This window comes from Pseudomonas sp. 18175 (assembly GCF_050432925.1).
In the GTDB taxonomy this organism is placed as follows: domain Bacteria; phylum Pseudomonadota; class Gammaproteobacteria; order Pseudomonadales; family Pseudomonadaceae; genus Aquipseudomonas.
Genome location: NZ_JBKFTO010000001.1, coordinates 568,914 through 594,296, shown reverse-complemented (window position 1 = coordinate 594,296; position 25,383 = coordinate 568,914). Strand labels below are relative to the sequence as shown.

At 61.5% G+C, this 25,383-nt stretch carries 22 protein-coding genes; 13 read left to right on the top strand and 9 right to left on the bottom strand.

All coding sequences use genetic code 11. The features are described from left to right. Positions 1 to 166 precede the first annotated feature (166 nt). From ACLD1Y_RS02735 to bioB, 7 genes are all read right to left on the bottom strand, one after another. Complete coding sequence (locus tag ACLD1Y_RS02735) at positions 167 to 1,972, bottom strand: phenylacyl-CoA dehydrogenase (RefSeq protein WP_135289024.1); 1,806 nt, start codon at positions 1,970 to 1,972, stop codon at positions 167 to 169. 328 nt (positions 1,973 to 2,300) lie between these two features. Then, positions 2,301 to 2,582: a pyrroloquinoline quinone biosynthesis protein PqqE gene (locus tag ACLD1Y_RS02730; protein WP_105698178.1), complete on the bottom strand. Its 282-nt coding sequence runs from the start codon at positions 2,580 to 2,582 to the stop codon at positions 2,301 to 2,303. 106 nt (positions 2,583 to 2,688) lie between these two features. Then, positions 2,689 to 3,369 carry a dethiobiotin synthase gene (gene bioD / locus ACLD1Y_RS02725; protein ID WP_429475212.1) on the bottom strand — a complete coding sequence of 227 codons (681 nt, stop codon included), beginning with the start codon at positions 3,367 to 3,369 and terminating at the stop codon, positions 2,689 to 2,691. Beyond that, positions 3,366 to 4,178: a malonyl-ACP O-methyltransferase BioC gene (bioC, locus tag ACLD1Y_RS02720; protein WP_429475210.1), complete on the bottom strand. Its 813-nt coding sequence runs from the start codon at positions 4,176 to 4,178 to the stop codon at positions 3,366 to 3,368. Before bioC ends, bioD begins: the two co-directional genes overlap by 4 nt. Continuing rightward, the gene (locus tag ACLD1Y_RS02715; RefSeq protein ID WP_429475208.1) at positions 4,171 to 4,902 is read right to left on the bottom strand and encodes an alpha/beta fold hydrolase; all 732 of its coding nucleotides are present in this window, start codon (positions 4,900 to 4,902) and stop codon (positions 4,171 to 4,173) included. The genes bioC and ACLD1Y_RS02715 overlap by 8 nt, the downstream gene beginning before the upstream one ends. Then, complete coding sequence (bioF, locus tag ACLD1Y_RS02710) at positions 4,895 to 6,076, bottom strand: 8-amino-7-oxononanoate synthase (RefSeq protein ID WP_429475206.1); 1,182 nt, start codon at positions 6,074 to 6,076, stop codon at positions 4,895 to 4,897. Before bioF ends, ACLD1Y_RS02715 begins: the two co-directional genes overlap by 8 nt. A gap of 151 nt (positions 6,077 to 6,227) precedes the next feature. Further along, a complete protein-coding gene (gene bioB, locus ACLD1Y_RS02705) occupies positions 6,228 to 7,283 on the bottom strand; it encodes a biotin synthase BioB (protein ID WP_122487227.1) in 1,056 nt (351 codons plus the stop codon). Positions 7,284 to 7,375: 92 nt separating this feature from the next. Here bioB and ACLD1Y_RS02700 point away from each other — a divergent pair, with 92 nt between their 5' ends. The 5 genes from ACLD1Y_RS02700 (at position 7,376) to rarD (ending at position 12,990) form a co-directional block, all read left to right on the top strand. After that, the gene (locus ACLD1Y_RS02700; RefSeq protein WP_429475204.1) at positions 7,376 to 8,113 is read left to right on the top strand and encodes a ComF family protein; all 738 of its coding nucleotides are present in this window, start codon (positions 7,376 to 7,378) and stop codon (positions 8,111 to 8,113) included. Between the two features lie 60 nt (positions 8,114 to 8,173). Next, positions 8,174 to 8,938, top strand: coding sequence for a TOBE domain-containing protein (locus tag ACLD1Y_RS02695; protein WP_429475202.1), 765 nt, complete (start codon positions 8,174 to 8,176; stop codon positions 8,936 to 8,938). Between the two features lie 79 nt (positions 8,939 to 9,017). Beyond that, positions 9,018 to 10,916: a PhoX family protein gene (locus tag ACLD1Y_RS02690; RefSeq protein ID WP_429475200.1), complete on the top strand. Its 1,899-nt coding sequence runs from the start codon at positions 9,018 to 9,020 to the stop codon at positions 10,914 to 10,916. A gap of 178 nt (positions 10,917 to 11,094) precedes the next feature. Then, on the top strand, positions 11,095 to 12,069 hold the full coding sequence (locus tag ACLD1Y_RS02685) for a serine/threonine protein kinase (RefSeq protein WP_016977838.1): 975 nt from the start codon (positions 11,095 to 11,097) through the stop codon (positions 12,067 to 12,069). Positions 12,070 to 12,105: 36 nt separating this feature from the next. Then, a complete protein-coding gene (gene rarD, locus ACLD1Y_RS02680) occupies positions 12,106 to 12,990 on the top strand; it encodes an EamA family transporter RarD (protein WP_429475197.1) in 885 nt (294 codons plus the stop codon). A gap of 223 nt (positions 12,991 to 13,213) precedes the next feature. On the opposite strand, the gene ACLD1Y_RS02675 is transcribed toward rarD, so the two are convergent. After that, positions 13,214 to 13,726 carry a glycine cleavage system protein R gene (locus ACLD1Y_RS02675; protein ID WP_429475196.1) on the bottom strand — a complete coding sequence of 171 codons (513 nt, stop codon included), beginning with the start codon at positions 13,724 to 13,726 and terminating at the stop codon, positions 13,214 to 13,216. Positions 13,727 to 14,090: 364 nt separating this feature from the next. On the opposite strand from ACLD1Y_RS02675, the gene ACLD1Y_RS02670 reads away from it, so the two are divergent. After that, positions 14,091 to 16,268 carry a malate synthase G gene (locus ACLD1Y_RS02670; protein ID WP_429475194.1) on the top strand — a complete coding sequence of 726 codons (2,178 nt, stop codon included), beginning with the start codon at positions 14,091 to 14,093 and terminating at the stop codon, positions 16,266 to 16,268. A 174-nt stretch (positions 16,269 to 16,442) separates the two neighbouring features. Here the strand turns inward: ACLD1Y_RS02670 and ACLD1Y_RS02665 are convergent, their stop codons facing one another. Further along, a complete protein-coding gene (locus ACLD1Y_RS02665) occupies positions 16,443 to 16,889 on the bottom strand; it encodes a response regulator (protein ID WP_429475192.1) in 447 nt (148 codons plus the stop codon). A 245-nt stretch (positions 16,890 to 17,134) separates the two neighbouring features. On the opposite strand from ACLD1Y_RS02665, the gene ACLD1Y_RS02660 reads away from it, so the two are divergent. From ACLD1Y_RS02660 to ACLD1Y_RS02630, 7 genes are all read left to right on the top strand, one after another. Continuing rightward, positions 17,135 to 19,057, top strand: coding sequence for a putative nucleotidyltransferase substrate binding domain-containing protein (locus ACLD1Y_RS02660; RefSeq protein WP_429475190.1), 1,923 nt, complete (start codon positions 17,135 to 17,137; stop codon positions 19,055 to 19,057). Continuing rightward, the gene (locus ACLD1Y_RS02655; protein ID WP_429475188.1) at positions 19,054 to 19,761 is read left to right on the top strand and encodes a 3'-5' exonuclease; all 708 of its coding nucleotides are present in this window, start codon (positions 19,054 to 19,056) and stop codon (positions 19,759 to 19,761) included. Before ACLD1Y_RS02660 ends, ACLD1Y_RS02655 begins: the two co-directional genes overlap by 4 nt. A 100-nt stretch (positions 19,762 to 19,861) precedes the next feature. Continuing rightward, the gene (locus ACLD1Y_RS02650; RefSeq protein WP_429475186.1) at positions 19,862 to 20,380 is read left to right on the top strand and encodes an RNA polymerase sigma factor; all 519 of its coding nucleotides are present in this window, start codon (positions 19,862 to 19,864) and stop codon (positions 20,378 to 20,380) included. Beyond that, positions 20,377 to 21,345, top strand: a complete 969-nt coding sequence (locus tag ACLD1Y_RS02645) for a FecR domain-containing protein (RefSeq protein ID WP_429475184.1) — start codon at positions 20,377 to 20,379, stop codon at positions 21,343 to 21,345. Before ACLD1Y_RS02650 ends, ACLD1Y_RS02645 begins: the two co-directional genes overlap by 4 nt. Before the next feature lie 230 nt (positions 21,346 to 21,575). Further along, the gene (locus ACLD1Y_RS02640) at positions 21,576 to 24,008 is read left to right on the top strand and encodes a TonB-dependent siderophore receptor (RefSeq protein WP_429475182.1); all 2,433 of its coding nucleotides are present in this window, start codon (positions 21,576 to 21,578) and stop codon (positions 24,006 to 24,008) included. 63 nt (positions 24,009 to 24,071) lie between these two features. Continuing rightward, entirely contained in the window at positions 24,072 to 25,166 is a 1,095-nt protein-coding gene (locus ACLD1Y_RS02635) for a PepSY-associated TM helix domain-containing protein (protein WP_429475181.1), read from the top strand. After that, positions 25,163 to 25,345, top strand: coding sequence for a hypothetical protein (locus ACLD1Y_RS02630; protein ID WP_429475179.1), 183 nt, complete (start codon positions 25,163 to 25,165; stop codon positions 25,343 to 25,345). The genes ACLD1Y_RS02635 and ACLD1Y_RS02630 overlap by 4 nt, the downstream gene beginning before the upstream one ends. Positions 25,346 to 25,383: the final 38 nt, after the last annotated feature.

Genomic DNA, 25,383 nt, shown 5'->3' with positions numbered 1-25,383 from the left:
TTATGCAGACAGTTAAGCACAACCTGGCACGCATGTATCACATTGCCATCACTGTAACGGCAGCTAGCGGCAATCCCTGAGCGCTGTACTGCGGTTTTTTCATCACCCACAAAAAAGCCGCCGCTTCTGGCAAGAAGCGGCGGCTCTGGAAGCGAACCCGGTTGGCTTAGTAAGCCAGGCCGAAGTCTTCTTCTTTCATGTCCATCAGGTTATTGGCGCCCGACAGCATGGTGGCCTTATGGGTCTGGGTACGCGGCAGAATGCGCTGGAAGTAGAAGCGCGCAGTCTGCAACTTGGCGGTGTAGAACGCCTCTTCAGTGGTGCCGGCGGCCAGTTTTTCGGCAGCCAGGCGCGCCATGTCGGCCCAGAAGTACGCCAGGCACGCGTAACCGGAGTACATCAGGTAATCCACCGAAGCGGCACCGACTTCTTCACGGTCTTTCATCGCGGCCATGCCAACCTTCATGGTCAACTCGCCCCACTCTTTGTTCAGTGCAGCCAACGGTGCGACGAACTCTTTGACCGCTTCGTTACCTTCGTTGGCCTGGCAGAACTTGTGCACGATCTTGGTGAAGCCTTTGAGCGCTTCGCCTTGGGTCATCAGCACTTTACGGCCCAGCAGGTCCAGGGCCTGGATGCCGGTGGTGCCTTCGTACAGCATCGAAATGCGGCTGTCGCGAACGTTCTGCTCCATGCCCCACTCGGCGATAAAGCCGTGGCCACCGTAGATCTGTACGCCGTGGTTGGCGGATTCAAAACCGACTTCGGTCATGAACGCCTTGGCGATTGGGGTCATGAAGGCCAGCAGGCCATCGGCTTGCTTCTTGGCTTCGTCGTCGGTGCCGTACTTGACGATGTCCACTTGCTTGGCGGTGAAGTACACCATCGCACGGTTGCCTTCGGCGAAGGCTTTCATGGTCAGCAGCATGCGGCGCACGTCTGGATGCACGATGATCGGGTCAGCGGCTTTGTCCGGCGCTTTCGGCCCGGTCAGGGAGCGCATTTGCAGGCGGTCGCGAGCGTATTTCAAGCCGCCCTGGAAGCCGATCTCGGCGTGGGACAGGCCTTGCAGGGCGGTGCCCAGGCGAGCGGTGTTCATAAAGGTGAACATGCAGTTCAGGCCTTTGTTCGCCGGGCCGATCAGGAAACCGGTGGCCGCGTCGAAGTTCATCACGCAGGTGGCGTTGCCGTGAATACCCATCTTGTGTTCCAGGGAGCCACAGGTCACCGCGTTGCGCTCACCCACCGAACCATCGGCGTTGGGCAGGAACTTCGGCACGATAAACAGCGAGATGCCTTTGGTGCCCGCCGGTGCATCCGGCAGGCGGGCCAGTACGATGTGGACGATGTTGTCGGCCATGTCGTGTTCACCGGCCGAGATGAAGATCTTGGTGCCGGAGACTTTGTAGGAACCATCGGCCTGAGGCTCGGCCTTGGTGCGCAGCATGCCCAGGTCGGTGCCACAGTGCGGTTCGGTCAGGCACATGGTGCCGGTCCATTCGCCCGACACCAGTTTGGTCAGGTAAGCGTCTTGCTGCTCGGGGGTGCCGTGCTCGGAGATGGTGTTCATCGCACCGTGGGACAGGCCTGGGTACATGCCCCACGACCAGTTGGCCGCGCCAACCATTTCGCTGACCGCCAGGCCCAGGGATTCCGGCAGGCCTTGGCCACCGTGCTCCACATCGTGGGCCAGGCTTGGCCAGCCACCTTCGACGAATTGTTTGTAGGCTTCTTTGAAACCAGTAGGGGTTTTAACGCCTGACTCACTCCAGGTGCAGCCTTCGATGTCACCCACGCGGTTCAACGGGGCCAGCACTTGCTCACAGAATTTGGCGCCTTCTTCAAGGATGGCGTCAACCATGTCCGGAGTAGCGTCCTGGCAAGCCGGCAGGCTCTGATAGTGCGCTTCATAGCCAAGCAGTTCGTCACGAACGAAGCGAATATCACGCAAGGGGGCCTTGTAGTCAGGCATAGCGATAAACCTCTGCTGATGTATCTGGAATGAACAACCGCGTGGATTTGTTATGGCGGTCAAACAGGTGTTTGAAACATACGTTTACGACCTGGGGATGTCAAGACGCCGTTTGTCATGACGCAGATTAATGGCGCACACGGGGACGCTTGCGGCGAGGAGCCACAGCAAAGGGAGTGTAGAAGTTCGACAGGACACCCTGTAACAAATGTGGGAGGGGGCTTGCTCCCGATGGCGGTGTATCAGTCGATCAAGATGTTGACTGACACTCTGTCATCGGGAGCAAGCCCCCTCCCACACAAGAGCCGGGGCGACGGAAAAAAGGGGTTTAAGCGTAGGTATCGATCAACGTACCGAGCATTTCATCCGAAGCCTTCGCGACTTTTGCGCCCAGCTCCACTTGAAACTTGCCTTCGGCCATCTCGACCATATTGCTGGCCGAGTTCGAAGGTTGGGCACGGTCGTTGGCGCGAAGACGGTCAACCTGTGCATCCGAGGGCTGGTTGGTCGCGGCGCTGGCGATTTTGCCGGCGGCCTGGTCGACACGGTTCTGCCCGGTCTGAATGGTGCTCAGCCCCGAATAAAACGCGCTGCTTCCAGAGATGTCCATGGCGTAAGCCTGCTTTTAGAGAATCGTGAACGGTAATTGAAGCAGAGAACCTGGCAAAACACCCGTCAAAAACACTAATGGCATAATGCCTTGGCGATAGCCCGAATCAGTCAAGCAAGTCGAGTTGCAAATATTCCGCCACCGTTTCAGCACCGGCCTGCTTGAGTTTCGGCACCCGCCCCAGGCACGGCGCAGGCAACCGCTCGGCCAAGGTTGCGAGGTTTTCTTCCAGACGAGAGGTCTTGGGGTCGATGATATTGGCCACCCAACCCGCCAGCTGCAAGCCGTCCCGTGCAATAGCTTCGGCAGTCAGCAAGGCATGGCTGATGCAACCCAGGCGCACACCCACCACCAGGATAACCGGCAGTTTGAGCGCCATGGCCAGGTCCGACAGGTTGGCCTGGTCCGCCAAAGGCACGCGCCAGCCGCCCGCGCCTTCGATCAAGGTGAAATCCGCGTCCTTCGCCAGGATCTGCTGCATAGGCTTGAGCAACGATTGCACCGTAAGCGCAACGCCCGCCTCCCGCGCCGCCAGGTGCGGGGCGATGGCCGGCTCAAATGCCACCGGGTTGACCTCGGCGTAACTCAAGGGCAATGAGCACTCGGCCAGCAATGCCAAGGCGTCGGCATTGCGCAGGCCCTTGGGCGTCACCTGGCAGCCGGAAGCCACGGGTTTGCCTGCGGCGGTGCTTTTGCCGGCTTGCCGCGCCGCGTGCAGCAGGCCTGCGGCGACGGTGGTCTTGCCTACATCGGTATCGGTACCGGTGATGAAATAAGCGACGCTCATAGCGGTTTCTCCAGTACGGCGTACACCACTTGATACGTGGCGGGCAGGCCCTGGGCCTGACGGAACTGCTCGTAAGCGTCCACCAGTGCAACAATCCGCGCGCGCCCCGTCAACCCTCCCGGCCGCCCGGGATTGAGGTTATGCGCGCCCAGCGCTTTCAACTCATGGGTCAGGCTGCGCACATCCGGGTAGTGCAGCACATGGGGACGCCGCTCCAGGCTCACCACCCGCAAACCGCTGGCCGCGCATAACTGCTGATACGCCTCAAAGGTGCGGAAGCGGTTGACGTGCACCAGGCCGTCTGCAGCCCGCCAGCTTTCGCGCAGCTCATCGAGCGTGCCCACGCACAGGCTGGCAAACGCCAACACGCCGCCGGGTTGCAACACCCGATAGGCCTCGCTCAGCACTGCGTCGAAGTTCGCACACCATTGCACCGCCAGGCTGGAGAAAATCAGCCCCACGCTTTGAGCTTTGAGCGGCAAGCGCTCGGCATCACCCGCCACGAAATGCTCAGCGCCGCCCAGCGGCCGCGCATGGTTGAGCATGCCTTCAGCGATATCCAGCGCCACGCCGTGGCTGGCTGGTAACAATTCACCCAGCACCCGGCTGAAATACCCCGTGCCACAGCCCATGTCCAGCCAACGTTGCGGCGCGATCGCAGCCGGCAGGCGGGCCAGCAATTCGCCGCCCACCGCGCGCTGCAACTCGGCAACACTGTCGTAGCTGGCAGCGGCGCGGGAAAACGACGCCGCCACTTGGCGCTTGTCCGGCAAGGCACCCGGCAACGGGGGATGGGATAGATCAGTCATCAACACACTCATGCAAAAAAGCCTGGATAGCCCCCGCCACACCGTGGGGGTCTTCCAGTAGAAACGCGTGACCGGCCTGTTCAATCAGACCGATTTCAACATCAGGCAGCAACGTCAGCAGGTGGCCGCAGGCTTCGGCGGGCACCAGTTCGTCCATACCGGCGAACAGGTGTAACTGCGGGCCGCGATAGGCCAGCAGGGCTTCGCGGGTGTCCAGTTGCGCGAGCAGCTCAAGACCGCTCATCAACAGGCTGGACGACATATTCGGCGCCCCACTCACCAACAGCCGCGCCAGCCCGCGTGGGTCCTGGGCACCCTTGGCGCACAACAGGCCGAAGCGTTTAAGGGTGACTTGGGAATCGGCATGGCAACCAGCGAGGAAGGCATCGAAGATCTCGGCGGGCATCGCGCTCGGCCAACCGTCATGGGCGACGAAACACGGGTTGCTCGCCAAGGTCAGCAGGCCACAGCAGCGTTCGCCACGCCGCGCAGCCAGCTCGGAGGCGAGCATACCGCCCAACGACCACCCGCCCAGCCAGGCGTTGTCCGGCAGCGTGGCATCGAGTTCGTCCAGCCATTCATCCAGGTCACTGGAACCCAACGCCGGTAACGGCTCGATCTGCACCCGCAGGTGCTCATCCAGCCCCTGCAATGCGGCGGCCAAAGGCTCCAGCGGCGATACGCCGAGGCCCCAGCCGGGCAGCAATATCAGTCGATCACGCATGGTTGGGCTCCGTGGCGCCTAACAAGCGGAAACACTCTTCCAATGCGTTTAACAATAGCTGCACCTGCGCCTCGGTGTGGGTCGCCGTCAATGTCACGCGCAGACGGGCGCTGCCGGCCGGTACGGTGGGTGGGCGGATCGCGGTGACCATCAGCCCGCGCTCACGCAGCATCTGTGACAGGCGCACGGCCTTGGCGCTGTCGCCGATCAGGATCGGCTGGATCGGCGTAAAGCTGTCCATCAACTCCAGGCCAAGCTGTTCGGCACCCTGGCGGAACTGGCGGATCAGCGCATTGAGGTGTTCGCGGCGCCAATGTTCGGTGCGTAGCAACTCCAGGCTTTTCAACGTGGCGCAGGCCAGCGCGGGCGGTTGGCTGGTGGTGTAGATGTACGGCCGGGCGAACTGGATCAGGCTTTCGATCAGTTCTTCACTGCCCGCCACAAATGCGCCAGCGGTGCCGAACGCTTTACCGAGGGTGCCGACCAATACCGGCACGTCTTCCTGGCTCAAGCCGAAATGCTCGACGATCCCAGCACCGTTGGCGCCCAACGGACCAAACCCGTGAGCGTCGTCCACCATCAACCAAGCGCCTTTGGCGCGCGCCTCACGGGCCAGCGCGGGCAGGTCGGCCAGGTCGCCGTCCATGCTGAATACGCCATCAGTGACCACCAGCGTATTGCCGGTGGCTTTCTCCAGGCGCTTGGCCAGGCTGTCGGCATCGTTGTGCAGGTAACGATTGAACCGCGCTCCGGACAACAAGCCAGCATCCAGCAACGAGGCGTGGTTGAGGCGGTCTTCCAGCACCGTATCGCCCTGCCCCACCAGCGCCGTGACGGCACCGAGGTTGGCCATGTAGCCGGTGGTAAACAGCAGCGCACGCGGGCGGCCGGTGAGGTCGGCCAAGGCTTCCTCCAGCTCATGGTGCGGCGTCGCGTGCCCGACCACCAGGTGCGACGCGCCGCCGCCCACGCCCCAACGGGACGCGCCCGCACGCCAGGCTTCGATCACTTTGGGGTGATTGGCCAAGCCCAGGTAGTCGTTGTTGCAGAACGCCAGCAGTGGCTGGCCGTCTACCACCACTTCAGGGCCTTGGGGGCTCTCAAGCAACGGGCGCTGGCGATAAAGGTGTTCGGCACGGCGGGCAGCGAGGCGCGCGGAGAGATCGAAAGACATGCAGGCCTCGGTAGATCCAAAACTAGAGACTGGGCACGATCAAATGTGGGAGCGGGCTTGCTCGCGAAGGCGGTGTATCAGTCAGCAGACTCAGTGACTGACACTGCGCTTTCGCGAGCAAGCCCGCTCCCACATTTGCATCGCATTTCAATCACACGACGGCGTTGTAGAACTGCTCGCTGCTCTTTTGCTCCACCAACGCCTGCTCAATCGCCGCCTGGTGCACTTCATCGGCATGCTCTTCACGAGCTTCCGGCAGGATGCCCAGGCGCGAGAACAGCTGCATGTCCTTGTCCGCCTGCGGGTTGGCGGTGGTCAGCAACTTGTCGCCATAGAAAATCGAGTTGGCACCGGCAAAGAACGCCAGGGCCTGCATTTGCTCGTTCATCGCCTCACGACCAGCCGACAAACGTACATGGGACTGCGGCATCAGGATACGTGCCACGGCCAGCATGCGGATAAAGTCGAACGGGTCGATGTCCTCGGCGTTCTCCAGCGGCGTACCGGCCACTTTCACCAACATGTTGATGGGCACCGACTCCGGATGCTCCGGCAGGTTGGCCAACTGGATCAGCAGGTTGGCGCGGTCATCGAGGGACTCGCCCATGCCGAGGATGCCGCCGGAGCAGATCTTCATCCCCGAATCACGCACATAGGCCAGGGTTTGCAGGCGCTCGCTGTAGGTGCGGGTGGTGATGATGCTGCCGTAGAACTCAGGCGAGGTATCGAGGTTGTGGTTGTAGTAGTCCAGGCCGGCCTGGGCCAGGGCTTCGGTCTGCTCCTGGTCGAGGCGGCCGAGGGTCATGCAGGTCTCCAGGCCCATGGCCTTCACGCCCTGAACCATCTGCAACACGTAGGGCATGTCTTTGGCCGAAGGGTGCTTCCAGGCGGCGCCCATGCAGAAGCGCGTCGAACCGATAGCTTTGGCGCGGGCAGCCTCTTCGAGGACCTTTTGCACTTCCATCAGCTTTTCTTTTTCCAGGCCGGTGTTGTAGTGGCCCGACTGCGGACAATATTTGCAATCTTCCGGGCAGGCGCCGGTTTTGATCGACAGCAGGGTCGACACCTGTACGCGGTTGGCGTCGAAATGCGCGCGGTGCACGGTCTGCGCCTGGAACAACAGGTCGTTGAACGGCTGCACGAACAGCGCCTTGACCTCGGCGAGGGACCAATCGTGACGCAGGGTGGCGGTGGTGCTGGCGCTCATGGGCGATTCCTTGATTATGCTTTGGCAAGCGCTGCGGGAAGGGCAATACCCACAGGCACGACACGGATGCTCGGCATATTTAAGGAAGATTCATGCACTGTCAACCTGACCACAAACACCAGGTTTACATCTGGTTAAAAAACGAACAATCCTGTTTAATCTGCGATGAAGCAACAGATTCCAGGGATTGTGTGTGCAACGTCTGCGAAACCGAGCTGCCCTGGCTACGGGAACACTGCGAGGTATGCGCCCTGCCCTTGCCGATGGACGGTCTGATTTGCGGCCAATGTTTGAAACAGCCCCCCGCGTTTAAACACGTCATCACACCCTGGACCTACAGCTTTCCGGTCGACAGCCTGATCAGCCGCTTCAAGCACCAGGCCCGTTGGCCGTTCGGGCAACTGCTGGCGCGCTTGCTGGGCCATCACGTGCAACACCGCTTCGACAACACCGGGCTGGCCCGCCCCGACTGCCTGCTGCCGGTGCCCATGGCCCGCCAGCGCCTGCGTGAGCGCGGCTACAACCAGGCCGTGATGCTCGCACGCTGGCTCAGCGAACACCTCGGCATCGTTGTTGAGGAACACCTGTTGCTACGTCCCCACGAAACCGTGGCGCAACAAGCCCTCGACGCCAAGACCCGCAAACGCAACTTGCTCAGCGCCTTCGCCCTGGCCCCTGATGCCCGGGTGCAAGGCCGTCACTTCGCCCTGGTGGACGACGTACTCACCACCGGCGCCACCGCCCACAGCCTGGCGCGGCTATTGATCAATGCCGGCGCTCGGCAAGTCGATGTGTATTGCCTGGCCCGCACCCCCAAACCGGGCACCTGAACTTGACGCCACCTACCCCTTGCCCGCAACGTTCGGTCCATCTCATCCAAGCGTATCGCCATGTCTCTGCCTACATCCCTCAGCCAGCACATCATCCGCCGCCCCCAGCGCATTGCCTTGCTGGGGCATATCGCCGAGCAGGGTTCCATCACCCGCGCCGCGAAAAGCGCAGGGTTGAGTTACAAGGCCGCCTGGGACGCCATCGATGAGCTCAATAACCTCGCGCAAAAACCGCTGGTAGAACGCAGCGTCGGTGGTAAGGGCGGCGGCGGCGCCAAACTGACCGCCGAGGGTGAGCGGGTGCTGCGCCTCTACCAACGCTTGCAAGTTTTGCAGGCCGAAATACTCGGCTCCGACGAAGCCGCCAGCGACTTCAACCTGCTGGGCCGCCTGATGCTGCGCACCAGCGCACGCAACCAGTTACATGGCCAAGTGGTTGCGATTGAAAGCCATGGCCGCAACGACCTGGTCCGCCTGCAACTGGCGGGCGGCGTGACTTTGGATGCGCAGATCACCCACGACAGCACCGAGCGCCTGGAACTGGAAACCGGTGTTGAGGTGGTCGCCCTGATCAAGGCCGGTTGGCTCGAACTGATCGCCATCGGGCAGGCTGCAACACCTGGACACAATTGCATGAGCGGCATTATCGAGACCCTTCTCGACGCTGATGATGGCCCCACGGAAGTGCGCATCGCCCTGCCCAACGGCCAGGTTTTATGCGCCCTGGCACCGCCCGACGCGCTCAAGGCACTGGGCGCCGCGCAAGGCCAACCGATTCAGGTGCAATTTGCGCCAAGCCAGGTACTGCTGGGCACGCCGGTGTAGCCAGCGGCCTGCATCAAACTGCAACAATTTCGTCACGTTCGCTCCTTATGGTGTCTGCAAAAACCACAGGGAGCCCGTGATGAGCCTATTAGAAGAAAACCAAGCCACCGACCTTGAACAGATGGTCGGCCTGACCCGCCGCCGCTTTATCGGCGCTGGCGCCCTGTGCGGCGCCGCAATGTTCCTGGGCGGCAACCTGCTGACCCGCAGCGCCCTGGCCGTCAACGCTGCCAGCGCCAGCCCGCTGCTGGGCTTTACCAGCATCGCCGCCGCCACCAACGACGCCATCAGCCTGCCGCCCGGCTACAGCGCTTCGGTGCTGATCAGTTGGGGCCAGCCGCTGAGCAAGAACGCACCGGCCTTCGACCCGTCCGGCAACGGCACCGCCAAGGCCCAGGAACAACAGTTCGGCGACCACAACGACGGCATGAGCCTATTTGCCTTTCCCGGCGACGATAACCGCGCCCTCATGGCGATCAACAACGAATACACCAACTACCGCTACCTCTTCGCCCACGGCGGCGCGCCGCAATCGGCCGAAGACGTGCACAAGGCCCAGGCCAGCGAAGGCGTGTCGGTGATCGAAGTACGACGCCAGGGCGACACCTGGCAGTTCGTGCAGGACTCGCGCTACAACCGCCGCATCCACGGCAACTCGCCGATCCGCCTCAGCGGCCCCGCCGCAGGGCACGCCTGGCTCAAAACCAGTGCCGACAAAACCGGCACCAAAGCCCTGGGCACCTTTCAGAACTGCGCCAACGGCAAAACGCCGTGGGGTACTTATCTGACCTGTGAAGAGAACTTCACCGACTGCTTCGGTAGCACCGACCCACAACAGACCTTCGACGCCGGGCAAAAACGCTACGGCGCGGTCGCTGCCAGCAAAGACATCAACTGGCATCAACACGACCCGCGCTTCGACATGGCCAAGAACCCCAACGAACTCAATCGCCACGGTTGGGTGGTAGAGATCGACCCGTTCGATCCCAAGTCCACCCCGGCCAAGCGCACCGCCCTGGGCCGCTTCAAGCATGAAAACGCAGCCCTGGCCGAAACCCGCGATGGCCGCGCCGTGGTGTACATGGGCGACGATGAGCGCGGCGAGTTCATCTACAAGTTCGTCAGCCGCGACAAGATCAACCACAAGAACCCCAAGGCCAACAAAGACCTGCTGGACCACGGCACCCTGTTTGTCGCGATCTTCGACGCAGGCGACGGCAACGCCGACCATCCCAAGGGCAAGGGCCAGTGGGTCGAACTGACCCACGGCAAACATGGCATCGATGCCAGCACCGGTTTCGCCAGCCAGGCCGAAGTACTGATCCACGCACGCCTGGCCGCCAGCGTGGTGAAGGCCACACGCATGGACCGCCCGGAATGGATCGTGGTCAGCCCCACCGACGGCCAGGTCTATTGCACCCTGACCAACAACGCCAAGCGCGGTGAAGACGGCCAGCCGGTGGGCGGGCCCAACCCGCGTGAAAAGAACGTTTACGGCCAGATCCTGCGCTGGAAGGCCGACAGCGATAACCATGGCGCCGATACTTTCACCTGGGACTTGTTCGTGGTGGCTGGCAACCCTGGCGTGCACGCAGGTCAGCCAAAAGGCGGCTCATCGAATATCAACCCGCAAAACATGTTCAACAGCCCCGATGGCCTGGGCTTCGACAAGGCCGGGCGCCTGTGGATTCTTACGGACGGGGATTACAGCAACGCCGGCGACTTCGCCGGCATGGGCAATAACCAGATGCTGTGTGCCGACCCGAGCACCGGGGAAATCCGCCGTTTCATGGTAGGACCGGTGGCGTGTGAGGTGACGGGTATCAGCTTCTCGCCGGATCAGAAAACGCTGTTTGTGGGCATTCAACATCCGGGGGAAACCGGGGGGTCCACGTGGCCGGAGCATTTGCCGAACGGTAAGCCGCGCTCGTCGGTGATGGCGATTCGGCGGGATGATGGTGGGATTGTCGGCGCCTGATAAACCCTCTTCGCGAGCAAGCCCGCTCCCACACTTGACCGAGTTCCAGCATGAGAATGCGGTCGAATGTGGGAGCGGGCTTGCTCGCGAAGGCGTCCGCACAGTCACCACCTATCCCAAGCCGGGTGCGTTACCATACCCGGCCGGACGCGGCGCCCTGCTGCGCGCAGGAGTTTCCATGGCCCACCCGTTTGAAACACTCACCCCCGACCTGGTCCTCGATGCTGTCGAAAGCATCGGTTTCCTTAGCGATGCACGCGTGCTGGCACTCAACAGCTACGAAAACCGCGTGTATCAGGTGGGTATCGAAGACTCCGAACCGCTGATCGCCAAGTTCTACCGCCCCCAGCGTTGGACCAACGAAGCGATCCTGGAAGAACACCGCTTCACCTTCGAGTTGGCCGAGTGCGAAGTGCCGGTGGTGGCGCCCCTTATCCACAACGGCGAAAGCCTGTTCGAACACGCAGGTTTTCGCTTCACCCTGTTCCCCCGCCGTGGCGGCCGTGCGCCGGAGCCGGGCAACCTCGACCAACTCTATCGCCTTGGGCAACTGCTCGGCCGTTTGCATGCGGTGGGCTCCACCCGCCCGTTCGAACACCGTGAAGCCTTGGGCGTGAAGAACTTCGGTCACGATTCCCTCACCACCTTGCTCGAAGGCAACTTCATCCCCAAGAGCCTGCTACCGGCCTACGAGTCTGTGGCCCGTGACCTGCTCAAGCGGGTGGAAGAGGTGTACAAGGCCACGCCCCACAAGAACATCCGCATGCACGGCGATTGCCACCCCGGCAACATGATGTGCCGCGACGAGATGTTCCATATCGTCGACCTGGATGACTGCCGCATGGGCCCGGCGGTACAGGACCTGTGGATGATGCTCGCCGGTGATCGTCAGGAATGTCTGGGCCAGCTGTCGGAATTGATGGACGGCTACCAGGAATTCCACGACTTCGACCCGCGTGAATTGGCGCTGATCGAACCCCTGCGCGCCTTGCGTCTGATGCATTACAGCGCTTGGCTGGCGCGGCGTTGGGACGACCCGGCGTTCCCCCACAGCTTCCCGTGGTTTGGCAGCGAGCGCTATTGGGGGGACCAAGTGTTGGCGTTGCGCGAGCAATTAGCGGCACTCAACGAAGAACCCCTGAAACTGTTCTGACCGCCGGCCACCTTCACACCTTCCAAGGATTCTGCAATGCAAGCCGCCAACCCCCGCAAAGGGTACATCCTGGGCCTGAGTGCCTATGTCATCTGGGGTCTGTTCCCGCTCTACTTCAAAGCCATCGCCAGTGTTCCGGCCGCCGAAATCATCGTGCACCGCGTGCTCTGGTCAGCCTTGTTTGGCGGTTTGCTGCTGATGGTGTGGAAACACCCCGGCTGGTGGCGCGAGCTGCGCGATAACCCCAAGCGCCTGGCGATTTTGGCGCTGAGCGGTTCGTTGATTGCGGCCAACTGGCTGACCTATGTGTGGTCGGTAAACACCGGGCGCATGCTCGAAGCGAGCCTGGGTTACTACATCAACCCGTTGGTGAATGTGGTGTTGGGCATGCTGCTGCTGGGCGAACGCCTGCGGCGCTTGCAGTGGGTAGCCGTGGGGCTGGCGGCGGTGGGTGTGGCGCAACAGGTGTGGCAGGTGGGCAGCCTGCCATGGGTGTCGCTGGTGCTGGCATTGACGTTTGGCTTTTACGGGCTGATCCGCAAGCAGGCACCGGTCAAGGCGCTGCCGGGGTTGGTGGTGGAAACCTGGATGCTGGTGCCGATCGCTATTGCGTGGTTGCTGTTCAACCCGACGGCCCACAGTGCCCAGATGGCCTTCTGGAGCACTTCCGAAGCCTGGTGGCTGGTAGCCGCAGGCCCGGTGACGTTGATCCCACTGGTATGTTTCAACGCCGCCGCACGGCATTTGCCCTACACCGCCCTGGGCTTTTTGCAGTATGTGGCACCGACCCTGGTACTGCTGGAAGCGGTGCTGCTGTTCGGCGAACACCTCGCGCCTAGCACCCTGACCGCCTTCGCGTTCATCTGGGCCGGCCTGGTGGTGTACAGCGTAGATATCTGGCTGAGCGTGCGCAAAAGCTGATCAAATAACGAACAAAACTCTGCAAGCCATAGCGGGCGTGGCTTGCAGACATCCACCCCAAGGTTATCCACAACCTGATCCCCGCCATTTGTGCACAAGCTTTTGAAATTGCTCGTTTTTTGCTCAAACCTGCGAAAAGCCCGGCCTGCTTGGCCTGGCGCCGGGTCTCTACAGGTTATCCACAGGCCCATGCAAGATTTCCATGCATAACCTTGTGGGCAGATTATTCCTCGTTGTGCAGTTCCACCATCAGGTCGTCCGCCAAGGTTTCCAGGTGTTGCTGCAACGCATCCAGGGATAACGTGGCCGGCACCTGCAACAACGCCTCGGCGGTAAACAACGGGTCACCGCTCATCGGCGCCGGGCGTACGTCGGTGCTCAGGCTCTCCAGGTTCACGCCCTGCTGGCTCAGCAGCGCCGTGATCTCACGCACGATGCCCGAGCGATCATTGCCCACCAGCGTCATCACAATGGATTTAGACGCCGATGCCTGCCCGCTGCTGCCCTCGCCTACCAGCACACGAATACCGTGTGTGGATAAGTCTTCCAGCGCACCCACCAATGCCTGACGGTTTTCGGTAGGAACACTGACCCGCAGGATCCCGGCAAACTGCCCGGCCATGTGGGCCATGCGGCTTTCCAGCCAGTTGCCGCCGTGGGCAGCGATGTTCTGTGCGATACGTTCAACCAGGCCGGGTTTGTCGGCGGCAATGATTGTGAGTACAAGATGGTCCATGGCGAAGCCCCGCTGGTGGTTATTCCTGTAGGAGCGAGCTTGCTCGCGAAAAACGTCAACGATGACGCGGGCACTCTGGATGTGCGCGGCGCATTGGAGTTTTTCGCGAGCAAGCTCGCTCCTACAAGGTGGACGTCAGTCTGACTGAAAACAAATCGTGTACCATTTTTATATTTATCTGGAACAATCCAATAGTTTTTTGAGAACATCCCGTTCTCCGCTGTGACCGTACGACCAAAGTGGGTCGCTAAACGACGTATTTAGTCTAATTTTCACAACCGCAAGTCATCATGTAGTATGCGCAACCTGGCACTACATAATGAAAATCTAAAAAGCGCTTAAGCTGTGCAGAGTGAGGCAAGCAATGACTGAACACGTTCAAGTCGGTGGCCTGCAGGTCGCCAAAGTCCTGTTCGACTTCGTGAACAACGAAGCCATTCCCGGCACCGGCATTACTGCCGACCAGTTCTGGGCCGGTGCCGACAAGGTCATCCATGACCTGGCACCGAAGAACAAAGCCCTACTCGCCAAACGCGATGATTTCCAAGCGCGCATCGACACCTGGCACCAGACGCACGCCGGCCAGGCTCACGATGCGGTGGCCTACAAAGCCTTCCTGCAAGACATCGGATACCTGCTGCCAGAAGCCGCAGACTTCCAGGCCACGACCCAAAACGTCGACGACGAAATCGCCCGCATGGCCGGCCCGCAGCTGGTAGTGCCGGTGATGAACGCCCGCTTCGCCCTCAACGCCTCCAACGCGCGCTGGGGCTCGCTGTATGACGCGCTGTATGGCACCGACGCCATCAGCGAAGCCGACGGCGCCGAAAAGGGCCAGGGCTACAACAAAGTGCGCGGCGACAAGGTGATTGCCTTCGCCCGCGCCTTCCTCGACGAAGCCGCGCCGCTCAGCGCCGGCAGCCATGTGGATTCCACCGGCTACAAGATCGTTGATGGCAAGCTGATCGTCAGCCTCAAGGGCGGCAGCAACAGCGGCCTGCGCGACGATGCCCAGTTGATCGGCTTCCAGGGCGACGCGGCGCAACCGCTGTCGATCCTGCTGAAAAACAACGGCCTACACTTCGAAATCCAGATCGATGCCAGCACCCCAGTCGGCCAGACCGACGCCGCCGGCGTCAAAGACGTGCTGATGGAAGCCGCGCTCACCACCATCATGGACTGCGAAGACTCCGTCGCCGCCGTCGATGCCGATGACAAAGTGGTGATCTACCGCAACTGGCTCGGCCTGATGAAGGGCGACCTGGCCGAAGAAGTGGCCAAGGGCGGCAAGACCTTCACCCGCACCATGAACGCCGACCGCGTTTATACCGGTGTGAATGGTCAGGACGTGACCCTGCACGGTCGCTCGCTGTTGTTCGTGCGTAACGTGGGTCATCTGATGACCATCGATGCAATCCTGGACAAAGACGGCAATGAAGTACCCGAAGGCATCCTCGACGGCCTGGTCACCAGCCTCGCTGCGACCCACAGCCTCAACGGCAACAACAGCCGCAAGAACAGCCGTACCGGCTCCGTGTACATCGTGAAACCGAAGATGCACGGCCCGGAAGAAGCCGCGTTCACCAACGAGCTGTTTGGCCGCATCGAAGACGTGCTGAACCTGCCACGCAATACCCTCAAAGTCGGGATCATGGACGAGGAGCGCCGCACCACGGTCAACCTCAAGGCCTGCATCAAGGCGGCCAGCGAGCGGGTGGTGTTTATCAACACCGGCTTCCTCGACCGCACCGGCGACGAGATCCACACCTCCATGGAAGCGGGCGCGATGGTGCGCAAGGCCGCCATGAAGGCGGAAAAATGGATCGGCGCCTATGAGAACTGGAACGTCGATATCGGCCTGAGCACTGGTCTGCAAGGGCGTGCCCAGATTGGTAAAGGCATGTGGGCGATGCCCGACCTGATGGCGGCGATGCTTGAACAGAAAATCGCCCACCCATTGGCCGGTGCCAACACCGCGTGGGTGCCGTCGCCTACCGCGGCTGCACTGCACGCGCTGCATTATCACAAAGTCGATGTATTCGCGCGCCAGGCCGAACTGGCCAAGCGCGAACGCGCTTCGGTGGACGATATCCTGACCATTCCTCTGGCCAGCAACACCGATTGGTCTGACGAAGAAATCCGCAACGAGCTGGACAACAACGCCCAAGGCATCCTCGGCTACGTTGTGCGCTGGATCGACCAGGGCGTGGGTTGCTCGAAAGTGCCGGACATCAACGATGTGGGCCTGATGGAAGACCGCGCCACCCTGCGTATCTCCAGCCAGCACATCGCCAACTGGCTGCGCCACGGCATCGTCAACCAAGACCAGGTGCTGGAAAGCCTCAAGCGCATGGCGCCGGTGGTGGACCGTCAGAATGCTGGGGATAAGTTGTACCGCCCACTGGCACCGGATTTCGACAGCAACATCGCGTTCCAGGCAGCGGTGGAGTTGGTGATTGAAGGGACCAAACAGCCGAATGGCTATACCGAGCCGGTGTTGCATCGTCGGCGTCGGGAGTTCAAGGCTAAAAATGGCCTGTAAATGAAAAAAGCCCTGGTCGAGAGACCGGGGCTTTTTCTTTGAGATCGGTGGTGACTGGCCTGGCGCTTTCGCGAGCAAGCCCGCTCCCACATTCGACCGCGTTTTTCCAGATAGAACGCAGTCAAATGTGGGAGGGGGCTTGCCCCCGATGAGGCCCTAAAAGTCACCAAAAAATCAGGACGCCATCCCCAACTCCCGCTTCACCAGCTTCGCCAACTTCACGCTATCAATCGGCTTGAGCAAAAAATCCACCACGCTCAAATGCATCGCGTCGATCACATCCGGCGCCTCGGCGTCCCCCGACATAACGATGATCGGCAGCGCCGCCCGCGTAGAGCTGCGCACCTGGCGGATAAGCTCCAGGCCATTGCTCGGCGCCATGCGCAGGTCGGTGATGAGCAAGCCAATCGAACTGCTGGACTGCAACAGGCCCCACGCTGACTCACCACTGTCGGCGGTCATGCAGCGAATACCGTCCAGCCCCAGGATTTCCGCCAGCAGTTCACGGGCGTCCTTGTCGTCGTCGACGATCAACACCCGTTGCGGCGGTAAATCAGGCTCCAGCATCACGGCGCTCAGCGCCTCGCGCTCGGCATCACTCAAAATATCGTGGTCGGACATACGGTTCTCAGCAGTTCTCATCAATCTCCCAGCACACTCGTCAGACATCTGCGGAAGGGCGAACAATGTGCACTTCGTCGGAAAGTTTGCCTAGTGGGCGTTCCACGGGGTTTGGACGATAGTGATGTAAGGTTTTTCCCTAGGTATAGGCCCTTTGTATCGACCTAGACTTACGTCCAATGGGCACCTGCCTTGCAGGAGTCGACCATGAGGCACGATAACGACAAAAAAATGCGGTCATGGTTATGAGTAAAGCTGATGCCTTCGCCCGGGCGGGGAAAACTGCTGTCTTGCAGAACATCCACGGCACCCTACAGTTCCTGCAACGCTTCCCGCCGTTCAACCAGATGGAAAACGCCCACCTGGCGTTTCTGGTGGAACAGTGCCAACTGCGTTTCTTCGGCCCCGGCGAGAGCATCCTCAAGCCATCGGGCGGCCCGGTTGAGCATTTCTACATCGTCAAGCAGGGCCGGGTCGTCGGCGAACGGCCGGACTCATCCGAGACCACCTTCGAGATCACCACCGGCGAATGCTTTCCCCTCGCCGCCTTGCTGGGTGAGCGCGCCACCCGCACCGAGCATAAAGCCGCTGAAGACACGTTCTGCCTGCAACTGAACAAGCCGGCGTTTATCAAGCTGTTCGCCCTCTCCAGCCCGTTTCGCGACTTTGCCCTGCGTGGCGTCAGCAGCCTGCTGGACCAGGTCAACCAGCAGGTGCAGCAAAAAGCCGTGGAAACCCTCGGCACCCAGTACTCCCTGAACACCCGCCTGGGCGAGTTGGCCATGCGTCACCCGGTCACCTGCGGCCCGCACACACCATTGCGCGAAGCGGTCACGCTGATGCATGAGCAGCAGGTGGGCAGCATAGTGATCGTTGACGAGCACAAGGCGCCCCTGGGGATTTTCACCCTGCGCGACCTGCGCCAGGTGGTAGCCGATGGCACCAGTGATTTCAACCAGGCCATCGACGGCCATATGACCCAGGCGCCGTTCTTCCTGACCCCGGACCACAGCGCCTTCGACGCCGCGATTGCCATGACCGAACGGCATATCGCCCACGTGTGCCTGGTCAAAGAACAACGCCTGTGTGGCGTGGTGTCGGAGCGTGATTTGTTTTCCCTGCAACGGGTCGACCTCGTGCACCTGGCCCGCACCATCCGCAATGCGCCCAGGGTCGAAAACCTGGTAGCCATGCGCGGCGAGATCGGCCAGTTGGTGGAACGCATGCTGGCCCATGGAGCTTCGTCGACCCAGATCACCCACATCATTACCTTGCTCAACGATCACACCGTGTGCCGGGTGATCGAGCTGACCCTGGCGGAAAAAGGCGACCCCGGCGTGCCGTTCAGTTGGCTGTGTTTCGGCAGCGAAGGCCGCCGCGAACAAACGCTGTATACCGACCAAGACAACGGCATCCTGTTTGAGGCCAAGGACGCCGCCGAAGCCGCTGCGATCCGAGCGCGCCTGCTGCCGCTGGCCCAGCAGATCAACCAGAGCCTGGCGCTATGCGGGTTCAGCCTGTGCAAAGGCAATATCATGGCCGGCAACCCCGAGCTGTGCCTGTCACGGGCGGAATGGGCGCGGCGTTTCGCAGCGTTTATTCGCGAGGCCACGCCGGAGAATCTGCTGGGTTCCAGTATCTATTTTGACCTGCGGGTGGTGTGGGGCGATGAACGTGGCTGCGAACAACTGCGCCAGGGCATTCTCGACCAGGTGGGGGATAACCGCCTGTTCCAACGCATGCTGGCCGAGAACGCGTTGCGCCAGCGCCCACCTGTAGGACGTTTCCGCGAGTTTGTGCTCACGCGTAAAGGCGGCGAAAAGGCCACTCTGGATCTAAAAGTGCAGGGCCTCACCCCCTTTGTGGACGGTGCACGCTTGCTGGCCCTGGCCAATGGCATCCACACCAACAACACCCTGGAGCGCCTGCGCCAACTGGTGGTCAAGGAAGTCATCGAGCCCCTGGATGGCGCGGCCTATGAGGAGGCGTATCACTTTATCCAGCAAACCCGCATGCAGCAGCACCAACTGCAAACCCGCGAGAACCAGCCGTATTCCAACCGTGTCGACCCCGACAGCCTCAACCACTTGGACCGGCGCATCCTGCGTGAATCCCTGCGCCAGGCCCAGCGCCTGCAAAGCAGCCTGACGTTGCGGTATCAGCTGTGAGTTGGTTCAACTGGTTGCGTGCGAAAAAACCGGGACTCGACACCACGCAACAGCAACGCCTTGCACAGTTGCCCAAGCCCGCCGCATTGGGCGACGGTTCCTTGCGTAGCCAGCGCTGGGTGGTGGTCGATCTGGAAACCAGCGGCCTGAACCTCAACCGTGACCAGGTGCTGTCCATCGGCGCCGTGGTGATCGAGGACGGCGCCGTGGATTTCGCCCAAATGTTCGAGCGCACCCTGCAACGGGCCGAAACCAAACTGAGCCCCAGTGTGTTGATTCACGGCCTGGGACCCAGTGCCATTGCCGCCGGCAGCGATCCAGTGGAGGCGTTGCTGGACTTCATGGCGTTTGTCGGCGACAGCCCGTTGCTGGCGTTCCACGCGCCGTTCGACCAGCACATGCTGTGTCGGGCGCTCAAGGACAGCCTGGGCTATCGCCTGGCCCATCCGTTTCTGGATGTTGCCGATATTGCCCCGCTGCTATGCCCCGAGGCCCACATTCGCGAAGCCGGGCTGGACGACTGGATCAACCACTTCAACCTGCACGTGGGCGAACGTCACCACGCCAGCGCCGACGCCCTGGCTACGGCCGAGCTGATGCTGATCCTGCTCAGCCGTGCGCGCCACCAGCATATCGACACGCCACAGGCGTTGCAGGAGCGTTTGAGCCAATGGAAACGGCGTAAACAGGCGCCATCGTTTTAATCTCATCACCCGACAAACGCCCATTGCGCCCACTCTGCGGCCCTGACACAATCGCGAATAATTCTCGTTAGTTTAAACCTCTTGTTTATTCGGTGAAGCCTTGTCGTCGGTCCCAAACCCACACAGTGAGCTGGTTGGCGCGTTGTATCGCGACCATCGTGGCTGGCTGCTGGGTTGGCTGCGGCGCAATGTGGCCTGCCCGAGCCGCGCCGAAGACCTGAGCCAGGACACCTTCATGCGCCTGCTGGGCCGTGACGAGTTGCGCGAACCTCGCGAGCCACGGGCCTTTCTGGTGGCCATCGCCAAGGGCCTGCTGTTCGACTACTTCCGTCGCGCCGCGCTGGAACAGGCCTACCTCACCGAGTTGATGCTGATCCCGGAAAGCGAGCAGCCCTCGCCCGAAGAACAGCAACTGATCCTCGAAGACCTCAAGGCCATCGACCGCCTGCTGGGCAAGCTGTCGAGCAAGGCCCGCGCCGCCTTCCTTTATAACCGCCTCGACGGCATGGGCCACGCCGACATCGCCCAGCGCCTCGGCGTGTCGGTGCCCCGCGTGCGCCAGTACCTGGCCCAGGGTATTCGCCAGTGCTACATCGCCCTGTACGGCGAGCCGCAGTGACCGTGGTCAGTTCCCGCCCCGTCTCGTCCCGCGTGCTGGACGCCGCGATTGCCTGGCAACTGTCCCTGGATTCAGGTGACGGCAGCGCGGTGGAACAGGAGGAGTTCGACAAATGGCTGGCCAGCGATGAGGAACACGCCCGGGCGTGGCGCCAACTGGGCATGCTCGACCGGCGTTTCAGCGTGGCCTGCGGCCCGGCGCGGGTCGCCTTGTTGCAGTCACGCGAAGGTATTCGTCAACGGGTGCGCAAACTCGGCAGCGGCTTAGCGAGTATCGCCCTGCTGATAGGCCTGGCGTTGTTTGCCGGTGAACGCTATGTGCCGATCCACTATTGGCTGGCCGACCAGCGCACCGCCACCGGCGAGCAGCGCACGCTGAAACTGGCGGACGGCACACTGATCAACCTCAACACCCACAGCGCCATCGACGTGCGGTTTGATGAAAAACGCCGGCTGATCGTGTTGCAAGAAGGCGAGATTCTGGTGGAGACCGGCCACAACGATGCGCGGCCGTTCTACGTGCAAACCCGCGACGGCAACCTGCGGGCGCTGGGGACGCGGTTTATCGTCAAGCGCGAAGACGACGCTACACGCTTGAGCGTGCTGCAATCAGCGGTGGGCGCTCAACCTGAGGCGCTGCAGCACGAGCAAATCTTCAAGGAAGGCCAGCAAGTGCTAATGCGCAGCGATGGCCTCGGCCCTGCGCTCGCCGTCACCCCGGCCACCGATGCCTGGACCCGCGGCATGCTGGTGGTAGACAACGCCCGCCTGGGGGATGTGGTTGCCGAGCTGGCGCGCTATCGCACCGGGTACCTGGGTGTGGATAAAAACGTGGCCGATTTGCGCATTACCGGCAGCTTCCCGCTGCATGACACCACCCTGGCGTTGAATGCCCTGCTGCCCACATTGCCGGTGCAGATTGAGCAGCACACGCCGTGGTGGGTGACAGTGAGTGCCAAGCCTTAGGTTTTGTGGTGCCTGGGTGATCGCTTTCGCGAACAAGCCCGCTCCCACATTCGACCGAGTTCTACCTGACTCAATGGGGTCAACTGTGGGAGCGGGCTTGCTCGCGAAGAGGCCCTCCAGAACACTCTAAAAACCCCAAGGCAAAAAATATTTCCACCCTGCCCTATCACTTTTCCATTCTCGTCCGGCACCTAGGCAATTGAGAAATATTTCCATTCAGGAGCCGCCCCATGTCCCGCACGCTAGACACCCTGTTGCGCCCCAGCCTGTTAGCCGTGGCCATCGCCCTCAGCGCCCCGCTGGCCAGCCCCTTGCTGATCGCCGCGGAACAAACGTCCAGCGTGCGCGCCTACAACCTGCCGGCCGCACCGTTGGCCAGCACCCTGAACCAGATCGCCAGCCAGGCAGGCCTGGCGCTGACCCTCAACCCAGCGCTGGCGGCAGGCAAGACTTCGGCGCCGGTGCAGGGCCAGTTCGATGCACCGGGTGCGCTGCGGGAAGCGTTGCGTGGCACGGGTTTGCAGCTGGAGCAGAGCAGTGCCGGGACTTATACGTTGGTGGCAATTGCGGAGGGTGTGATGGCGCTGCCGGTCACCAACATCACAGGCCAAGAGGGCAATCAGGAGAGCGCCTGGGGCCCGGTGCAAGGCTACCTGGCCAGCCGCACCGCTGCCGGCACCAAGACCGACACTGCGCTGGTCGAAGCGCCGCGCTCGATTTCCGTCGCCACCCGCGAACAGATGCTGGACCGTAACGTCCAGAACCTCGATGACGCCGTCAAATACATGCCCGGTATCGTCTCCGCCAGCTACGGCAGCGACACCCGCTACGACTGGATGCGCGTACGTGGCTTCGAGCCCACCCAATTCCTCGATGGCCTGCCCCTGCCTCGCGGCGTGTATGCCAACCCCAAAGCCGAGACCTGGAACCTCGACCGCCTCGCCCTGCTGCGCGGCCCAGCCTCGTCGGTCTATGGCCAGACACCACCGGGCGGCCTGCTGGACATGGTCAGCCGCCGTCCCAGTGCCGAGTCGAGCAACGCCATCCAGGTGCAATACGGCAGTGACAACTACCGCCAGATCAACTTCGCCAGCACCGGCAAGATTGACGATGAAGGCCAGTTTCTCTACGGCGTCAGCGGTGTGGTGCGGGATGCCGGCACCCAGGTCGACCACATCGACAACAAGCGCTACAACATCGCGCCGAGCCTGACCTGGAACATCGACCCCGACACCAAGCTGACCTTCCTATCGCAGTTCACCCGTGACGATACCGGCACCACCAGCCAGTTCATGCCGATCCAGGGCACCAAGATCAAATCGTCGTTAGGCGAGGTGTCGCACCACAAGAACCTCGGCGATCCGGATTACGAGTTCTACGACCGTACTTATTACGCGCTGGGCTATGCGTTCGAACATCGCTTCAACGATACCTGGCAATTCAAGCAAAACCTGCGCTACACCAAGTCGGAGCTGTCGTTCCAGCAGTTGACCGTGGCCTCTTACGCCTACTTCCCCGCGGATGCTGCGGGCAATATCGGCCGTACGACCACCAACGTTGACGAGAACATCGGCCAGTTCGCGGTGGACAACAACTTCCAGGCTGACTTCGCAACCGGCGACATCACCCACACCGTGCTGCTCGGCCTGGACCACCAGCGCACCGACACCTCGTTCCGGACAATCTACGGCACTGCCTCAAGCATCAACATTTACAACCCGGTCAATACCACGCCGACCCTGCGCCCGGTCGGCGTCACGCCGTATTACGACTACAACCAGAAAACCGTGCAGACCGGCCTCTACGTCCAGGACCAGATGGCCTTGGACAACTGGCGCCTGACCCTGGGTGGTCGTGAAGACTGGGTGCACCAAGGCACCACCTACTTCAACAAGCTGGATGCGACCAATACCGACCGCAGCAAGAACTTCAGCGGCAACGCTGCCCTCAGCTATGTGTTCGATTCCGGCTTTGTGCCGTACCTGTCCTATGCCGAATCATTCCAACCGGCGAGCAATGCCAGCGTGAACCCGCTCATTTCTTACAAACCCACCGAAGGCAAACAGTGGGAATTGGGGATCAAGTACCAACCTCCAGGCTCAAACACCCTGCTGAGTGCCGCCGTGTATGACCTGACCCAGAAAAACGTGCTGGTAACCCGTATCGGCTCGGGCGGCGAGTCCATCACCGACCAAGCCGGTGAAGTGAAGGTCAAGGGCCTGGAACTGGAAGCGGTGTCTGATGTAACCGAGAACCTCAAGGTCATCGCCGCCTACACCCTGGCCAAATCAGAAGTACAAACCGGCATCTACAAAGGCAACCGCCTGCAACTGATCCCGAACCAACAAGCCTCGCTGTGGACTGACTACACTTGGCACACCGGCCCGCTCGACGGTTTCGGCATTGGCTTTGGTGCGCGCTACACCGGCAACACCTACGGCGACCAGGCCAACACCTGGACCGGTAAGGCCAACGCCTACACCGTGTTCGACGGCTCGGTGCATTACGACTTGGGTCGCCTGGATAACAGCCTCAAGGGCGCTTCGGTGAAACTGAACGCCACCAACCTGTTCAACAAGGACTACCTGTCCACCTGTGATGGCAACTACTGCTACTTCGGTGACCAACGTAGCGTCGTCGCCAGCGCCACTTACCAGTGGTAAACGGCTGAGTTAATCACCAGGCCGCCTTCCATGGGCGGCTTTGGTGTGTCTGAAGGCTAGAAAATGAAAAGCAAAACCATCCGCCGTTGGTCCTTCATCCACACCTGGACCAGCCTGATCTGCACGGTGTTCCTGCTGCTGCTCGCCCTCACCGGCCTGCCGTTGGTGTTTCACCACGAGATCGACCACCTGCTGGGCAACGAGCCTCAACTGGCGCAGATGCCCGCAGGCACCCCACAGCTCAACCTGGAGCAGCTGGTTGCCAAAGCCCAGGCCCATCGCCCTGGCGAAGCCATGCAGTACCTGGCCTGGGACGAGGACGACCAGAACGGCGTGATCGCGATCATGGCCGCCACCGCCGGGACCGAACCCAACTCATCCCACACCTTCATGCTCGATGCCCGCACCGGCGACGCGGTGGAGATGCCATCGGCCAATGGCGGATTCACCCTGTTCCTGCTGCGCCTGCATGTGGATATGTTTGCCGGCTTGCCGGGCAAGTTGCTGTTGGCGTTCATGGGTATTTTGTTTGTGCTGGCGATTGTCTCGGGCACGGTGTTGTACCTGCCCTTTATGCGCCGCTTGAAGTTCGCCACCGTGCGCCAGGACAAGTCCACGCGCCTGCGCTGGCTCGACCTGCATAACCTGATCGGCGTGGTTACCCTCACTTGGGCGTTGGTGGTGGGCGTGACCGGCGTGATCAGTGCGTGCGCCGACCTGATTATCGCTGCCTGGCGCCAGGACAGCCTCAGCGCCATGATCGAGCCTTACAAAAATGCGCCGCCGTTGACCCAGCGTGCACCTGCCAGCGAGCTGCTGAGCATCGCCGCCAAGGCCGCGCCCGGCATGGAGCCGGACTTTATCGCCTTCCCCGGCACACGCTTTTCCAGCGAGCACCACTACGCGGTGTTCATGAAGGGCAGCACCCACCTCACCTCGCACCTGCTCACCCCGGTGCTGATCGACGCCAGCACCCTGGCCGTCACCGCCATCGCCGAACGGCCGTGGTACATGGACGCCATGGGCATGTCCCAGCCGCTGCACTTTGGCGACTATGGCGGCATGCCGATGAAGATCTTATGGGCGGTGCTGGATGTGCTGACCATCATTGTGCTGGGCAGTGGGGTTTACCTGTGGATTGTCAGGCGCAAAACATGAAGCCACGTCAGTCGAGTTTCTGGAAGGTGTTCGGGATCCCACTGGGGATTGGCCTGCTCAGTGCCGCCGGGTTGTTTGCGGCGTTGCTGGGGGATGGGTGGTGGGATTCGTTGAGTTGGGTGGGGTTGGGGGTTCCTGCTGTGATTGGCACTTTGGCGTTGTTCGGGCGGCGCGGCTGAGGCCCTCATCGCAGGCAAGCCAGCTCCCACCTTGGAAT